The organism is Xylophilus ampelinus, assembly GCF_003217575.1.
GTDB classification, from domain to species: Bacteria; Pseudomonadota; Gammaproteobacteria; order Burkholderiales; family Burkholderiaceae_C; genus Xylophilus; species Xylophilus ampelinus.
The window spans coordinates 51,489-67,370 of the sequence record NZ_QJTC01000001.1 but is presented as its reverse complement, the minus strand read 5'-3'; the positions used below and the strand labels follow the sequence as shown (position 1 = coordinate 67,370).

Annotated in this window: 11 protein-coding genes; 4 read left to right on the top strand and 7 right to left on the bottom strand. The window is 69.7% G+C overall.

Features of this window, described 5'->3' with window-relative positions; all coding sequences use genetic code 11:
• Positions 1–105: 105 nt before the first annotated feature.
• The gene (locus DFQ15_RS00275; protein ID WP_110464039.1) at positions 106–1,158 is read right to left on the bottom strand and encodes an adenosine deaminase; all 1,053 of its coding nucleotides are present in this window, start codon (positions 1,156–1,158) and stop codon (positions 106–108) included.
• 454 nt (positions 1,159–1,612) lie between these two features.
• Between DFQ15_RS00275 and DFQ15_RS00270 the strand changes: the two genes are divergently transcribed.
• Entirely contained in the window at positions 1,613–3,166 is a 1,554-nt protein-coding gene (locus DFQ15_RS00270; protein ID WP_110464038.1) for a SulP family inorganic anion transporter, read from the top strand.
• A 32-nt stretch (positions 3,167–3,198) separates the two neighbouring features.
• Positions 3,199–3,729 carry a hypothetical protein gene (locus DFQ15_RS16870; protein ID WP_146228602.1) on the top strand — a complete coding sequence of 177 codons (531 nt, stop codon included), beginning with the start codon at positions 3,199–3,201 and terminating at the stop codon, positions 3,727–3,729.
• Between the two features lie 49 nt (positions 3,730–3,778).
• Here DFQ15_RS16870 and DFQ15_RS00265 read toward each other — a convergent pair whose 3' ends face one another.
• The 5 genes from DFQ15_RS00265 to DFQ15_RS00245 form a co-directional block, all read right to left on the bottom strand.
• A complete protein-coding gene (locus DFQ15_RS00265) occupies positions 3,779–4,915 on the bottom strand; it encodes a BMP family ABC transporter substrate-binding protein (protein WP_110464037.1) in 1,137 nt (378 codons plus the stop codon).
• Between the two features lie 93 nt (positions 4,916–5,008).
• Positions 5,009–5,929 (bottom strand): ABC transporter permease, encoded by a 921-nt coding sequence (locus DFQ15_RS00260; protein WP_110464036.1) that lies wholly within the window; start codon positions 5,927–5,929, stop codon positions 5,009–5,011.
• A 1-nt stretch (position 5,930) separates the two neighbouring features.
• On the bottom strand, positions 5,931–7,094 hold the full coding sequence (locus DFQ15_RS00255) for an ABC transporter permease (RefSeq protein WP_110464035.1): 1,164 nt from the start codon (positions 7,092–7,094) through the stop codon (positions 5,931–5,933).
• Positions 7,088–8,635: an ABC transporter ATP-binding protein gene (locus DFQ15_RS00250; protein ID WP_110464034.1), complete on the bottom strand. Its 1,548-nt coding sequence runs from the start codon at positions 8,633–8,635 to the stop codon at positions 7,088–7,090. The genes DFQ15_RS00255 and DFQ15_RS00250 overlap by 7 nt, the downstream gene beginning before the upstream one ends.
• 266 nt (positions 8,636–8,901) lie before the next feature.
• The gene (locus DFQ15_RS00245; protein WP_233504198.1) at positions 8,902–9,195 is read right to left on the bottom strand and encodes an AbrB/MazE/SpoVT family DNA-binding domain-containing protein; all 294 of its coding nucleotides are present in this window, start codon (positions 9,193–9,195) and stop codon (positions 8,902–8,904) included.
• Between the two features lie 98 nt (positions 9,196–9,293).
• Here DFQ15_RS00245 and DFQ15_RS00240 point away from each other — a divergent pair, with 98 nt between their 5' ends.
• Together DFQ15_RS00240 and xdhB are read left to right on the top strand one after the other, a co-directional pair.
• Complete coding sequence (locus DFQ15_RS00240; protein ID WP_110464033.1) at positions 9,294–10,937, top strand: xanthine dehydrogenase small subunit; 1,644 nt, start codon at positions 9,294–9,296, stop codon at positions 10,935–10,937.
• The gene (gene xdhB / locus DFQ15_RS00235) at positions 10,934–13,366 is read left to right on the top strand and encodes a xanthine dehydrogenase molybdopterin binding subunit (RefSeq protein WP_110464032.1); all 2,433 of its coding nucleotides are present in this window, start codon (positions 10,934–10,936) and stop codon (positions 13,364–13,366) included. The genes DFQ15_RS00240 and xdhB overlap by 4 nt, the downstream gene beginning before the upstream one ends.
• A gap of 130 nt (positions 13,367–13,496) precedes the next feature.
• On the opposite strand, the gene parC is transcribed toward xdhB, so the two are convergent.
• Complete coding sequence (parC, locus tag DFQ15_RS00230) at positions 13,497–15,878, bottom strand: DNA topoisomerase IV subunit A (protein ID WP_110464031.1); 2,382 nt, start codon at positions 15,876–15,878, stop codon at positions 13,497–13,499.
• Positions 15,879–15,882 lie beyond the last annotated feature (4 nt).

Sequence of the window (15,882 nt, the reverse complement as noted above, 5' to 3'; positions counted from 1 at the left end):
TCTAGCTATCAATAATATAGCATCAGGTCTGGGTCTGTCGACGCTTCTGCAGCCGCCGGGATCACGCCGCACGTCGAACCGGTGCCCGGCCGGCGAAACGGCGGCCTACCGAAAGCCCTCGAACACCGCATCGAGCTGCGCCAGGTAGCGCTGCCGATCGGCAGGCGCGGCGAAGCTGCCTTCGAACGCGTTGCGTCCCAGCTGGTAGGCGTGCTGCGCGGTCAGGCCCGTCGCCTCGAACACCTGCAGGAAGTTGTCGGTCATGTAGCCGCCGAAGTAAGCCGGGTCGTCGGAGTTGACGGTGGCGACCAGGCCCGCATCCAGCAGCGCGCCCAGGTTGTGGTCGGCCAGGTCAGGGAAGACGCAGAGCTTCTGGTTCGACAGCGGGCACACCGTCAGCGCGATCCGGTCCTGCGCCAGCCGCCGCATCAGCGCCGGATCGTGGATCGCCTGCACGCCGTGGTCGATGCGCTCGGCCTTCAGCACGTCGAGCGCGCTCCAGATATAGGCCGGCGGCCCCTCTTCGCCCGCGTGGGCGACGATGTGCAGGCCCAGCTCGCGGCAGCGGGCGAAGACCCGGGCGAACTTCTCGGGCGGGTGGCCCAGCTCGCTGCTGTCGAGGCCCACGCCGATGAACCGGTCGCGCAACGGCAGCGCGGCCTCCAGCGTGGCGAAGGCGTCCTCTTCGCTAAGGTGGCGCAGGAAGCACAGGATCAACTCGGCGTCGATGCCGAAGCGGGCCTTGGCGTCGGTGCAGGCGCGGTGCAAGCCCTCGATCACGGTGGCCATCGGCACGCCGCGGGCAGTGTGGGTCTGCGGGTCGAAGAATATCTCGGCGCGCACCACATGGTCGGCCGCGGCGCGGGCGAAATAGGCCATCGCCGTGTCGTGGAAATCCTGCGCCTGCAGCAGCACGCTGGCCCCGGCGTAGTAGATGTCGAGGAAGCTCTGCAGGTCGGTGAAGGCGTAGGCGCTGCGCAGCGCCGCCACGTCGGCATAGGGCAGCGCCACGCCGTTGCGCTCGGCCAGCGCGAAGATCAGCTCAGGCTCCAGCGAGCCCTCGATGTGGATGTGCAGCTCGGCCTTGGGCATGGCACGCAGCAGGTCGGGGATGCGGTCGGCAGGAATAGCGGGAAGGTCGAAGGGTATGGTGCTCATGGAAGAAGACTCCGGGATATTCAGGTGCGTGCGGCGCGCCCGCCGGCCAGCGAGAACAGTGCCGCCCACGCGGCCGGCAGCGGCAGCCAGCCCGCATGCTCGCACAAGTAGCCGCCGGCATGGGCCACCACGCTGGAGCCGAGGCAGTGGGCGCTCGGGTCGGCATGCAGTATCCCGGCAGCGCACTCGGGGGCTCGCGCAAGGGGGCATCGGCCGACCGGTGCCGGTCGGGTGGCGGGCTTGCTCCCCCGACGGGGCGGATGGGCTTACCATCGCCGGCTTCGCCACCGTGCGAAGCGGCCGGACGTTTCCCCAGTGAAGCCCGTGCAGCCGCCGCGCCGGTGTGTACTGGCCGCCCCTGCCCCTGCCCCTGCCCCTGCCCCTGCCCCTGCCCCGTCTTCCGTCTCTTCCGTCTCGCTCCGATTCCCCCGTACCGTTGCAGCGCCATCTCTCCATGTCCCAGCCACACGCCCTCTCCCTGGCCCGCCTGCGCGCCGAATGGTGCCCCAGCCTGCCGCGCGAACTGCTGGCGGGCGCGGTGGCCACCTTCGCGCTGATACCGGAGGTGATCGCGTTCTCGTTCGTCGCGGGCGTAGATCCGGCGGTGGGCCTGTTCGCTTCTTTCGTCATCAGCATCGTGATCGCCTTCACCGGCGGCCGGCCGGCGATGGTGTCGGCGGCGGCCGGGTCGGTGGCGCTGGTCGCGGCGCCGCTGGTGCAGTCGCACGGACTGCCCTACCTATTGGCGGCCGGGTTGCTGGCGGGCGTGGTGCAGGTCGTCTTCGGAATGCTGCGGCTGGGCGTGCTGATGCGTTTCGTCTCCAGCTCGGTGCGCACCGGCTTCGTCAACGCGCTGGCGGTGCTGATCTTCGCGGCGCAGCTGCCGCACCTGCGCGGCACCACGCCCGCCACCTGGGCCTTGCTGGCGCTGGGCCTGGCATTGATCTACGGACTGCCGCGCTTGCGGCTGCGGGCGTTCACCGTCATCCCGTCGCCGCTGGTCTGCATCGTGGTGCTGAGCATCGTCGCGGCCGCGTGGCACCTGCGGGTCGCCACCGTGGCCGACCTGGGCCAACTGCCCGACAGCCTGCCCGCCTTCGGCTGGCCCGGCGTGCCGGTCTCGCTCGACACCCTGCGGCTGATCGCCCTGCCCGCCCTCGCGATCGCGATGGTCGGCTTGCTCGAATCGCTGATGACCGCCCGGGTGGTCGACGAACTGACCGACACCCCAAGCAGCAAGAACCGCGAATGCGCCGGCCTGGGTCTGGCCAACATCGCCGCCAGCCTGTTCGGGGGCATCGCCGGCTGCGGGATGATCGGCCAGACGGTGGGCAACGTGAAGTACGGCGGCCGGGGCCGGCTCTCCACCCTGTTCGCCGGCGTGTTTTTGCTGATCCTGATGGTGGCGTTGAAGCCCTGGGTGTCGCAGGTGCCGGTGGTCGCGCTGGTGGCGATCATGGTGATGGTGTCGGCCGAGACCTTCGACTGGAAATCGGCCGGCACCCTGGTGCGCCATCCGCGCAGCAGCAGCGCCGTGATGCTGGCCACCGTGGCCGTCACCCTGGCCACCCACAACCTGGCCGCCGGCGTGGCGGTGGGCGTGGTGATGAGCGGCGTGCTCTTCACCTTCAAGGTGGCGCGACTGCTGGAGGTGCGGGCGCACGACGAAGACGCCGGTGCCATAGGTGACAGCAGGGGCACCCGCCGCTGGCAGGTGCGCGGCCAGGTCTTCTTCGCCTCCGCCGACGCCTTCGTCGACGCATTCGACATCCTGGGCGCCGAGGGTCGCCCGGTGCGCATCGACGTATCGCAAGCCCATTTCTGGGACGTGACCGCGATCGCCGCGCTCGACAAGGTGGTGCAGCGGCTGGAGCACCACGGCTGCCGCGTGGAGGTGGTGGGGCTGAACCGGGCGAGCGAGGTGTTGATCGATCGGTTGTCGGTGCGCAATTCGTCAGCCTGCACATCGGTTCGTGCATGCGAGGTCGCGAACAGCCCCGACGGCTAATGTCGATTCACGTTTATCCAGAGGAGCATGCAATGCCCATCGATCCGGTCGGCCCGTCCCATTCCGTACACCCCTCGGACGACGATTACAGTTCATCCGAAGATTCGACGCGCCCTCCGAGAACTCAAGACAGGACCGATCGGTTGAACGCGCAAGCGAATGCAATTCTGGCCGACCTTTGCGCCAGGAGAAGAGACAACCCGGAAAGCCACGGCAATTTAACGACTCGCCGCGCTTCGACCTTACTCGGTATTTACGAAAACCGGGCAAATGCCGGACGAATGTCGCAAGTGCAGTACCTCCAGGCCGCAGATTATTTGAGGCGACTGACGTCGCCAGAAACCGAAGGCGAGGACCTGAGCAGTCCGCAGCCGATGCTCAGTCCTCAACAACGGGCTTTTCTTGAAGGCAGATTCCCCCCGAATCTTTTTAGCCGGCACACACGCATGGATGAGAACATCGAATTTATTTCCCTTACCGGCCAGGGATCCATGGTCTACGATCCGTACACGTCACGGCTGAGTCCCTTGCACGATGTAGACCAAGCCTTGCGTCCCCGCTAGACGCCGGATGCAGCGGACCGGCATAAGACCGACCCCAGCACGTGCAGCCTCAGTTCGGCACAGTCCCTTCCACACCCTTCACATAGAACTTCACCCCACCCAGGAACTCGTCGTCCGCCACCTTGTCGGCTGCCAGTTGTTCCTTGCCGGTGTTGTCGACCATCGGGCCTTTCCAGATCGAGAAGCTGCCGTCCTTCAGGCCGGCCTTGATCCGCTCGACCTTGGCCTTGGTTTCGGCGGGCACGTCCTCGGCGATGGAGACCATGTCGATCGCGCCCTCCTTCACGCCCCACCAGCTCTTGCCGGTCGTCCAGGTGCCTTGCAGCGCGTCTTTGGTGGCCTTGACGTAGTAAGGACCCCAGTTGATCACGGCCGAGCCCAGATGGGCCTTGGGACCGTAGGCGGTCATGTCGCTGTCCCAGCCGAAAGCGCGCTTGCCTTTTTCCTGGGCGGTCTTCAGCACGGCGGCCGAATCGGTGTTCTGGAACAGGATGTCGGCACCGCCGTTGATCAGCGAGGTGGCGGCTTCGGTTTCCTTGGGCGGGCTGAACCACTCGTTGACCCAGACCACCTTGGTGCTGATCTTCGGGTTGACCGACTGGGCGCCCAGCGTGAAGCTGTTGATGTTGCGGATCACCTCGGGGATCGGCACCGAGCCGACCACGCCCAGCACGTTGGACCTGGTCATGGCGCCGGCGATCACGCCGGCCATGTAGGCGCCTTCATAAGTGCGGCTGTCGTAGGTGCGGACGTTCTCGGCGGTCTTGTAGCCGGTCGCATGCTCGAACTTCACGTCCTTGAAATCGGGTGCGATCTTCCGGATCGTTTCCATGTAGCCGAAGGTGGTGCCGAAGATCAGCTTGTTGCCCTGGCTTGCCATGTCGCGCAGCACGCGCTCGGCATCGGCCGATTCGGGCACGTTTTCGACAAAACTGGTCACGACCTTGTCGCCGAATTCCTTCTCGATCGCCTTGCGGCCATTGTCGTGCGCGAAAGACCAGCCGCCGTCGCCCACCGGGCCGACGTACGCGAACGCGATCTTCAGAGGGCCGATGGCGGCGGGTGCGGGCGTGCCGGCGGCCACCGGCGCCGGCTCTTCCTTCTTGCCGCAGCCCACCAGGGCGGCGGAAGCCACGGCCGTCAGAGCGGCCACGCGCAGGAGGGATCGTTTGGTCAGGTCGGTCATGGCGTCTCGTCTCTTTCTCAGGTTGCTAAAAAAAGGGATGGGGCGGAAAGCGGGAGGCAGGTGGCGATGCGGCAGGGACCGGGCCACCCCGCATCATGACCCAGGATGGAAGGGTTTCCCCAGCGAGGCCGGCATGTTGATGCGGATCCAGGCCGGGTTGCGCGAAATCAGGGCCAGCACCAAGATGGTCGCCAGGTAGGGCAGCATGCTGAGCAGCTGGCTCGGCACCGCCACGCCGACCGCCTGCAGGTGGAACTGCAGCATCGTCACGCCGCCGAACAGGTAGGCACCCAGCAATACCCGGGCCGGCCGCCAGGTGGCGAAGGTGGTCAGCGCCAGCGCGATCCAGCCGCGGCCGGCGACCATGCCCTCGACCCAAAGCGGCGTGTAGACGGTCGAGATATACGCGCCGGCCAGCCCGCAGAGCGCGCCGCCCGCCACCGCCGCGGCCAGCCGTATGCGCCGCACCGGGTAGCCCAGCGCATGGGCCGATTCCGGCGATTCGCCGACCGAGCGCAGCACCAGCCCGGCGCGCGAGCGGTACAGGAACCAGACCAGCCCGGCGGTCAGCAGCATCGCGCCGTATACCAGCGGATGGTGGCGGAACAAGGCCGGCCCCAACACCGGGATGTCGCCCAGCAGCGGCACCACGAAGCGGGTGCTCTCGGGCAGCCTGGCCTGTACATACGAGATGCCGACGAAGGCCGAGAAGCCGGTGCCGAACAACGACAGCGCCAGCCCGGTCGCGTATTGGTTGGTGTTGAGCCAGATCACCAGCACGCCGAACACCGCAGCCAGCGCCGCGCCCGCCGCCATGCCGGCCACGAAGCCCAGCGCATGGCTGCCGGTGTGCACCGTGGTGGCGAAGCCGGCGATCGCGGCGCAAAGCATCGTTCCCTCGGCCCCCAGGTTGACGATGCCGGCCTTCTCGTTGATCAGCAGGCCCAGCGCGGCCAGCGCCAGCACGGTGCCGGCCGACAGCGTCGCCGCGAAAAGCAGTGCGTAGGATTCCATCTCAGCCCTTCACTTCCGCAGGGGGTTGCGCCAGCGGCCCCGCGGGGTCGGCTTCGCCGGACCGTTCGGGTGCCCCGGAAGGCGGTGGGCGAAGACGCGCGGCGCGCAGCCTGGGGGCGAAAGTGATCCTGTAGGCGATCAAGGTATCGCAGGCCAGGAGCGTGAAGAGCAGCAGGCCCTGGAACACGCCGGTCAAGGATTTCGGCAGGCCCAGGCGCGACTGCGCCAGCTCCCCGCCGATGTAGAACATGCTCATAAGCACGGCAGACAGCACCATGCCGACCGGATGCAGCCGCCCGACGAAGGCGACGATGATCGCGGCGAAGCCGTAGCCCGCCGGGATGTACGGCGTGAGCTGGCCCACCGGCCCGGCCACCTCCAGCGCACCGGCCAGGCCGGCCGCGCCGCCCGAGACCAGCAGCGCGATCCACAGCGCCTTGCGCGAGGAAAACCCCGCATACCGCGCCGCCGCCGGCGCCAGCCCGCCCACCTGCTGGGCGAAGCCGGCCTTGGTGCGGAACAGAAAGATCCACAGCGCCGCCGCCCCGGCCAGCGCGATCGGCAGTCCGATGCCCATGCGCGAGCCCTGCATCAGCCGCGGGATCTGCGTCACCGCGTCGAAGGTCCTGGTCTGCGGGAAGTTGTAGCCGGCCGGGTCCTTCCACGGCCCGTAGACCAGGTAGCCCAGCACCAGCACGCCGACGTAGACCAGCATCAGGCTGACCAGGATCTCGTTGGCATTGAACTTGTCGCGCAGCAGCGCCACCAGCGCCGCCCAAGCCATGCCGCCGGCCACGCCGGCCAGCAGGATCGCGGGCACGATCCAGGGCCCGGTGGTCTTGTCGGCCATCAGCGCCACGCCGCCGGCGGCCACCGCGCCGATCACGAACTGGCCCTCGGCACCGATGTTCCAGACGTTGGACCGAAAGCACACCGCCAGGCCCAGCGCGATCAGCAGCAGCGGTGTGGCCTTGACCATCAGCTCACCCAGCGCATAGATCGACTTGACAGGCTCCCAGAAGAAGACCTGCAGCCCGCGCACCGGGTCCTTGCCCAGGGCGCCGAACAGCAGCACGCCGATCACCACGGTGATGGCCAGCGCCAGCAGCGGCGACGCATGGCTCCAGTGCCTCGAAGGCTGCGGGCGGGGTTCGAGCTTCAGCATGCCGCGGCCTCCTGCGCGGCGACGGCGGCAGGCGCATCCCACAGCCCGCTCATCCAGGCGCCGATCTGCTCCACCGTGGCGTCGGCCCGAGCCATCGGGGGCGAGAGACGCCCCTCGGCCATGACGTGCAGCCGGTCGCTCAGCTCGAACAGCTCGTCCAGCTCTTCGCTGACCACCAGCACCGCGCAGCCGGCGTCGCGCAGCGCCAGGATCGCGCCGCGGATCTGGGCGGCGGCGCCCACGTCCACGCCCCAGGTGGGCTGGGAGACGATGAGCAGCCGGGGCTGGGCGTCGATCTCGCGGCCGACGATGAATTTCTGCAGATTGCCGCCCGAGAGCGACCGCGCCGCCGCATGCGGCCCGCCGGCCTTGACGTTGAAGCGGGCGATGATGTCTCGGGCCTGCTTCTCCAGCGCGCCCAGCTTCAGCCAGCCGCCCGCGCCCACCGCGTCGCGGCGGGTCAGCAGCAGGTTGTGGGCCAGGCCCAGCGTGGGAACCGCGCCGCGGCCCAGCCGCTCCTCCGGCACGAAATGCAGGCCCAGCCCCCGCCGCGCGCCGGGCGACAGCCGGCCCGCCGGCTGGCCGGACACCTCGACCGCGGCCGGCGCGGCGCGGGTGTCTTCGCCCGACAGCGTGTAGAGCAGCTCCCGCTGCCCGTTGCCCGAGACGCCGGCGATGCCGACCACCTCGCCCGCCCGCACCTCCAGCCGCACGTCGTCGAGGTCGGTGCCGAAGGGCGATTCGCGCTCCAGCGTCAGGCCCCGCACCCGCAACACCGCGGCGCCGACGGTCGAGGCACGGTGCTGCAGCGCGGGCGGCTCGGCGCCGATCATCAGCCGCGAGAGCGAGGCTTTGGTTTCTTCCGCCGGATTGCAGACGCCCGTCACCTTGCCGCCGCGCAGCACGGTGCAGGCGGTGCACAACGAGCGGATCTCGTGCAGCTTGTGGCTGATGTAGAGGATGCTGCAGCCCTCGCGGGCCAGCTGCTTGAGCACCACGAAGAGCTTCTCGACCGCCTGCGGCGTCAGCACCGAGGTGGGCTCGTCGAGGATCAGCAGCGTCGGGTCGGTCAGCAGCGCGCGGATGATTTCGACCCGCTGCATCTCGCCGACCGACAGGGTGTGCACCGGGCGGGTGGGGTCGATGTCCAGGCCGTACTCCGACGCCTTGGCCGTGATGCGGCGGGACACCTCGGCCAGCGTGAGGGATTTCTCCAACCCCAGCCAGACGTTCTCGGCCACCGTCAGCGTATCGAAGAGGCTGAAATGCTGGAACACCATCGCGATGCCCAGCGCCCGCGCCTCCTGCGGGTTCTTGACCTGCACCGGACGGCCGTCGAAGAGCACGCCGCCCTCGTCGGGCTTGACCGATCCGTAGATGACCTTCATCAGCGTGGACTTGCCGGCACCGTTCTCGCCCAGCACCGCATGGGTCTCGCCCGGCCGCACGAGCAGCGATACGCCGCTGTTGGCGACGACCGCCGGGTAGCGCTTGGTGATGCCGGTCAGCTGCAGGCGCGGCGGGGAGGCGCTGGGTGTCATGCCGGGATTGTCGCTTTTCGTGTCGCGGGGTGCACCGTCGGGGGAAAATCCGTCCTCGCGGATAAAAAGTGGCCAGGGCCGAATCCAGTCGCCGACCGGAAGCTATTCTTTTCGTAGCATCGTCGTGCCGATTTCGCCCGCCGCACGCCTCTGCCGCGCTGCGGGCGGCGTTCGGGCTGGAGTAATCGACCGCCGCGACATGCGGGCGCCGAATTCCTTCACTCGGCGAACTGCTCATGCAGCGCGACCAGCAAGCTCGCCAAGGTTTAGGCGGAAACGACACCCATCTTCCGGGCCCGCCGCGTCTTGTTTTCACCCGCCGGATGTCTGCGCGCTTCACCAGTCCAGCTCCCCGTCGTCCGTATTGCCGAATTCGCCCATGGCAGTGTGTCTCCGCCCCGACCTGCCCCCCCCGCCTTCGAGGGCTTGCTGGGGACGCTGGTGCCGTTCTCCACCGCGATGTGGGCGATGGACCGCTCTTCCAGCCCCGCCTCCGCCAGCAAGGGCTTCGGCAGCACTACGCCTCTGCCGTTGCCGATCTTCCGAATCGCGATTTCCATGGCCGCTCCAGTTGTATGCTGCGTCAGCCAGCCTCGCCTAACCTCGGCGCTGGCCTCCTTTTTGCTGCTTACCGCACCGCCCCCCGCGATGCACCCCCATGCACACCCAACCCCTGCGCTTCCTACGACGCGGCAAGACCGTGACGTTGGCCCACGTGCCGCCCGACCGCACATTGCTCGACCTGCTGCGCGAGGACCTGCACTGCACCGGCACCAAGGAAGGCTGCGGCGAGGGCGATTGCGGCGCCTGTACCGTGGTCGTCGGCGAGCGCCGCCTCGGCGACGACGGCGCCGCGTCGCTGGAAGTGCGGGCGGTCAACAGCTGCACCAAGCTGGCGCATTCGGTCGACGGCATGGCGCTCTGGACGGTGGAGGACCTGGCCGCGTCCGACGGCACCCTGCACCCGGCGCAGGAGGCGCTGGTGCAGTGCCACGGATCGCAGTGCGGCTTCTGCACCCCCGGCTTCGTGATGAGCCTGTTCGGCATGTACCAGAACCGGGTCTGCCGGGGCCAGACGATCACCCGGGCGGTGGCGCAGGAAGACCTGTCCGGCAACCTCTGCCGCTGCACCGGCTACCGGCCGATCCTGGAGGCGGCCGAGCGGATGGCCATGCTGCCCCCGGTGGCGCTCGACCACGGCGCCGTGCTATCGAAACTAGAGCATATGGTCGGCGTCCCGCGCTGGCCGGAGCCCGATTCGGTCGATGAACCGGTGTGTGGACGGACAGACGACGCGGCCTACATCGCCCCCACCACCCTCCCTGCCCTGCTCGCGGCCCGCGCCGCCCGGCCGCAGGCCCAGTTGGTCGCCGGCTGCACCGACGTCGGTCTGTGGGTGACCAAGCAGCACCGCCGGTTCGCCCAGGTGATCGACACCACCCGCGCGGCCGAACTGCGCCGCATCGCGCGCGCGGCCGACGGGGCCCTGCGCATCGGCGCCGCCGCCACGCTGCAGGCGGCCTACGCCGCCCTGTCGGCCGACCGCCCGGCGATCGCGCCCTTCGCCGCCCGCTTCGCCAGCCTGCCGGTGCGCAACGCCGGTACCCTGGGCGGCAACGTCGCCAACGGCTCGCCGATCGGCGACTCGATGCCGCTGCTGATCGCCCTGGGCGCGCAGGTGGTGCTGGCGAGCGTCCGCGGCCAGCGCAGCCTGGCGGTGGAAGACCTCTACACCGGCTACCGGCAGAACGTGATGGCGCCCGACGAGATCGTGGCGTACATCGACGTGCCCGCGCCGGACAAGGAGCATTCAGCCGGCGCAGCGCGCAGCGCAGCCGCCGCCCCTCAGGGCCCCGAGGATCCGGCTCCGCCGGTCCTCCAGGGCCGCCCCCCGAGGGGCTTGGCGGACCACGCGCAGCGGGGCAGCCTGGGGGGGCTGTATGTCTTCAAGATCAGCAAGCGGCAGGACGACGACATCTCCGCCGTCTGCCTGGCGATCCGTTTGGTGCTCGATGCCGACGGCACCGTCCGCCACGCCTCCATCGGCGCGGGCGGCGTAGCGGCAGTGCCGTCCCGCGCCCGCCAGGCCGAGGCCGCCCTGGTCGGCCGCCCCTGGAAGGCGCAGGCCGCCCGGGCCGCCGGTGTCGCGCTGCAGGCCGAGTTCCAGCCGATCTCCGACATGCGGGCCTCAGGCGGCTACCGCAGGGTGCTGCTCGCCAACCTGATGCAGCGCTGCTGGCGCGAGAGCCAGGGCCAGGCGGACGTGCGGCTCGAATCTCTGGCGCTGGAGGTGATCCGATGAACGCTCGCGACACCCCCGGCGCCCCGCCGATCCCCGTCAGCCGCGATGCCGGCGACGACCCGCGCGTTGCCGCGGCCGACGCGCACGCCGACACGGTCGATGCCGCCCAGCCGCACGACCCGGGCGCACTGCCCCGCACCGCCGCGCCGCCCACCCGCGCCCAGGGCCGCTCGCAGCCCCACGAGAGCGCCCGCGCCCAAGTGGCCGGCGGCGCCACCTACGTCGACGACATCCCGGAGGTGCGCGGTACCCTGCAGGCCGCGCCGATCCTCTCGACCGTGGCCCACGGCCGGCTGCGCGGCATCGACACCACGGCGGCGCTGGCCATGCCCGGCGTGCGCGAGGTGCTGCTGGCCGACGACATCCCCGGCGACAAGCTGCTGGCCGCCTTCGGCCACGACGAGCCGGTCTTCGCCTTCGGCACGGTGCAGCACATCGGCCAGGTGGTCGGCCTGGTGGTGGCCGACACGGTGATGCAGGCCCGCCGCGCGGCCCGCGCGGTGGTGCTCGACATCGAGCCGCTGCCCGCGGTGCTGGACCCGCGCACCGCCCACGCCGCGCAGCGCTACGTGCTGCCGCCGGTCACGGTGCATCGCGGCGACGCCCACGGCGCGATGCCGCGGGCCGCCCACCGGCTGCAGGGCACGCTGGAGGTCGGCGGCCAGGAGCACTTCTACCTGGAGGGCCAGGTGGCCTATGCCCTGCCGCTGGAGCAGAACCAGTGGTGGATCCACTCCAGCACCCAGCACCCGGGCGAGGTGCAGCACTGGGTGGCGCATGCGCTGGGCGTCGACAACCATGCGGTGCGGGTCGAATGCCGGCGCCTGGGCGGCGGCTTCGGCGGCAAGGAAACGCAGGCCGGGCACCTGGCCGTCTGGGCCGCGCTGGCGGCGAAGAAGACCGGCCATCCGGTCAAGCTGCGCCTGGACCGCGACGACGACTTCATGGTCACCGGCAAGCGTCACCCCTTCGCCTACGACTGGGAGGTGGGCTTCGACGCCACCGGCCGCATCACCGCGCTGGACCTGACGATGTTGGTCAACTGCGGCTTCTCGGCAGACCTGTCGGGCCCGGTGGCCGACCGCGCCGTCTTCCATGCCGACAACGGCTACTACCTGTCGGACGTCACCATCCGCAGCTACCGCTGCAAGACCAATACCCAGAGCCACACCGCCTTCCGCGGCTTCGGCGGCCCGCAGGGCGTGATCGTGATCGAGGCGATCCTGGGCGACATCGCCCGGCACCTGGGCCTCGACGCGCTCGATGTGCGCTACCGCAACCTCTACGGCACCGCCGAGCGCAACGTCACCCACTACCAGATGCAGGTGGAGGACAACATCCTCCAGCCCCTGCTATCGAAACTAGAGCAGGATGCCGGCTACCGGCGCCGGCAAGAGGCCATTTCCATCTGGAATGCAGCGCAGCCTGTGCTGAAGCGGGGGCTGGCCGTCACGCCGGTGAAGTTCGGCATCTCGTTCACCGCCACCCTGTTCAACCAGGCCGGCGCGCTGGTGCATGTGTATACCGACGGCAGCGTGCAGGTGAACCACGGCGGCACCGAGATGGGCCAGGGCCTCAACACCAAGGTGGCGCAGATCGTGGCCGACGAGCTGGGCGTGCCCTTCGCCCGGGTGCTGGTGACCGCCGCCGACACCGGCAAGGTGCCCCATGCCAGCGCCACCGCCGCCAGCAGCGGCACCGACCTGAACGGCCGGGCCGCCCAGTACGCCGCCCGCAACGTGCGCGACAACATCGCCAGCTTCGTCTGCGGCCTCGACGGCTGCGGCGCAGGCGAGATCTCGTTCGCCGACGGCGAGGTGGTCTCGCCCACCACCACCCGCCGCTTCGACGACGTGGTCGCCATGGCCTACGCCAACCGCATCCAGCTGTGGAGCGACGGCTTCTACCGCACGCCCAAGATCCACTACGACAAGACCACCCTCACCGGCCGGCCGTTCTACTACTTCGCCTACGGCGCGGCCGCGACCGAGGTGGCGATCGACACCCTGACCGGCGAGAGCCGGGTGCTGCGGGTCGACATCCTCCACGACGTGGGCCGCAGCATCAACCCGGCCCTCGACATCGGCCAGATCGAAGGCGGCTTCGTCCAGGGCATGGGCTGGCTCACCACCGAGCAGCTGGTTTGGAACGACAAGGGCCTGCTCACCACCCACGCCCCCAGCACCTACAAGATCCCGGCGACCGGCGACATCCCGGCGCACTTCAAGGTCGAGCTGTGGCACGAGCCCAATCGCGAGGACAACGTCTTCGGCAGCAAGGCCGTCGGCGAGCCGCCCTTCATGCTGGCGATCAGCGTGTACGAGGCGCTGCGCGACGCGGTGGCCGCGGCGCGGCCCGGCGGCGGCCCGGTGCGGCTGGAGGCGCCGGCCACGCCGGAGAACGTGCTGCGGGCGCTGGGCGGGTTGTAGCCGCGCTGATATTCCGCCGTGCGGCACCGTCTACGGCCCGTCGAGCCGGACCACCGCCACCATGCGCGCCAGCGGCCTGGCCACGGTGCTTTGCACTTTCTGACGCACTGGCCGGCGGTGACGAAAGGTCTTACTCGACCCGCGTCACCGCATGGGGCTTGAAGCCCAGGTCGGCCGCCTTGCCCTTGCGGCCCCGCAACGCGCGGGCGTTGTTGAGGCTGCGGAGTTCCAGCGTCTCGTCGCGCTCCTTGGCGCCGCGGCCGATGCCCTCGATCCGCACGCTGCGGGTGTAGGCGGCGGCACCGGCCAGGGTGTCCTTCGGCTCCAGGTCGATCAGCATCAGGCCGCGGCCGCCCTTCTCCATGAGCTTCAGTTCGCCGATCTCGAAGGTCAGGATGCGGCCGCCGGTCGAGGCGCAGCAGACATGCGTGGCCGGCAACACCGGCCTGGCGGCGCCCGCCTGGGCGGCGGTGGGCAGCATCGCCAGGCTGGGGCGGCAGAGCGTCTCGCCCTCGCCGAGGGCCACGAAGGTCTTGCCGCCGCGCTGGCGCGACACCAGGTTCTCGACGTTGGCGATGAAGCCGTAGCCGCCCGAACCGGCCAGCAGCAGCGCGGCGCCCGGCGGGCCGGCGAAGTAGTGGGCCAGCTGGGTGCCCGTTTCCAGCTCGATCAGCGTGGTGACCGGCTGGCCGTCGCCCCGCGCATTCGGCAGCACGGCCACCGGCAGCGTGTAGACCCGGCCGTTGCCGCCGAAGACCAGCAGCACGTCCACCGTGCGGCATTCGAAGGTGCCGTAGAGCCCGTCGCCCGCCTTGAAGGCGAAGCCGCCCGCATCGTGGCCGTGGCCGCCGCGCGCCCGCACCCAGCCCTTCTGCGAGACGACGACCGTGACCGGCTCGTCCACCACCCGCACCTCGGCCACGGCGCGCTTCTCGGCCTGGATCAGGGTGCGCCGCGGGTCGGCGAACTGCCTGGCGTCGGCCTCGATCTCCTTGACCATGAGCCGGCGCAGGGCCGCCGGGCTGCCCAGGATTTCTTCGAGCCTGGTCTGCTCGGTGCGCAGGCCCGCCAGTTCCTGCTCGATCTTGATCGCCTCCAGCCGGGCCAGTTGGCGCAGCCGGATTTCGAGGATGTCCTCGGCCTGCCGGTCGCTGAGCGAAAAGCGCGCGATCAGCGCGGCCTTCGGGTCGTCGGCCTGCCGGATGATCGCGATCACCTCGTCGATGTTGAGCAGCACGGTCTGCCGGCCTTCGAGGATGTGGATCCGGTCCAGCACCTTGTCGAGCCGGTGCTGCGAACGGCGCTGCACCGTCTGCTGGCGAAACTCGATCCACTCCAGCAGCATCTGCCGCAGCGATTTCTGCACCGGCCGGCCGTCCAGGCCCACCATGGTCATGTTGACCGGCGCCGAGGTCTCCAGCGAGGTCTGCGCCAGCAGCGTGCCGACCAGTTCGGCCTGCGGCGTCTTGCCGGTCTTGGGCTCGAAGACCAGGCGCACCGGCGCGTCCTTGCTGGATTCGTCGCGCACCCCGTCCAGCACGCCCAGCAGCACCGCCTTCAGCTGCACCTGGTCCTGGCTGAGCGCCTTCTTGCCGGCCTTGACCTTGGGGTTGGTCAGCTCCTCGATCTCTTCGAGCACCCTTTGCGAGCTGACGCCGGGCGGCAGCTCGTGGACCACCAATTGCCACTGGCCCCGGGCCAGTTCCTCGATCTTCCAGCGGGCCCGCACCTTCAGGCTGCCGCGGCCGCTGCGGTAGGCGTCGGCGATGTCGCCGGCGGCGCTGATGATCTGGCCGCCGCCGGGATAGTCGGGGCCGGGCACGAGGGCGAACAGTTCCTCGTCGGGCATCTCCGGCGTCTTGATCAAGGCGACGCAGGCGTCCGCGATCTCGCGCAGGTTGTGGCTGGGGATCTCGGTCGCCAGGCCCACCGCGATGCCCGAGGCGCCGTTGAGCAGGGTGAACGGCAGGCGGGCCGGCAGCTGGCGCGGCTCCTGGGTGCTGCCGTCGTAGTTGGGGATGAAGTCGACCGTGCCCTCGTCGATCTCCTCCAGCAGCAGCCGGGTGATCCTGGAGAGCCGCGCCTCGGTGTAGCGCATCGCCGCGGCGCCGTCGCCGTCGCGGCTGCCGAAGTTGCCCTGCCCGTCGATGAGCGGATAGCGCTGGCTGAAATCCTGCGCCATGCGCACCAGCGCGTCGTAGGCCGCCTGGTCACCGTGCGGATGGAAGCGACCCAGCACGTCGCCCACCACCCGGGCGCTCTTGACCGGCTTGGCGCCGTTGGCGGCGTTGGCACCGGAGAAGCCCAGGCCCATCCGCTCCATCGAATAGAGGATGCGGCGCTGCACCGGCTTCTGGCCGTCGCAAACGTCGGGCAGCGCCCGGCCCTTGACGACCGAGAGGGCGTATTCCAGGTAGGCGCGCTGGGCGTAGGTGCCCAGGTCGGGTTGCGAATCGCCGGCCGGGGGGGGCGCCGGACGGGCGGCCAAATCGAGGGGAAGGTTGTCGCTCATCAGG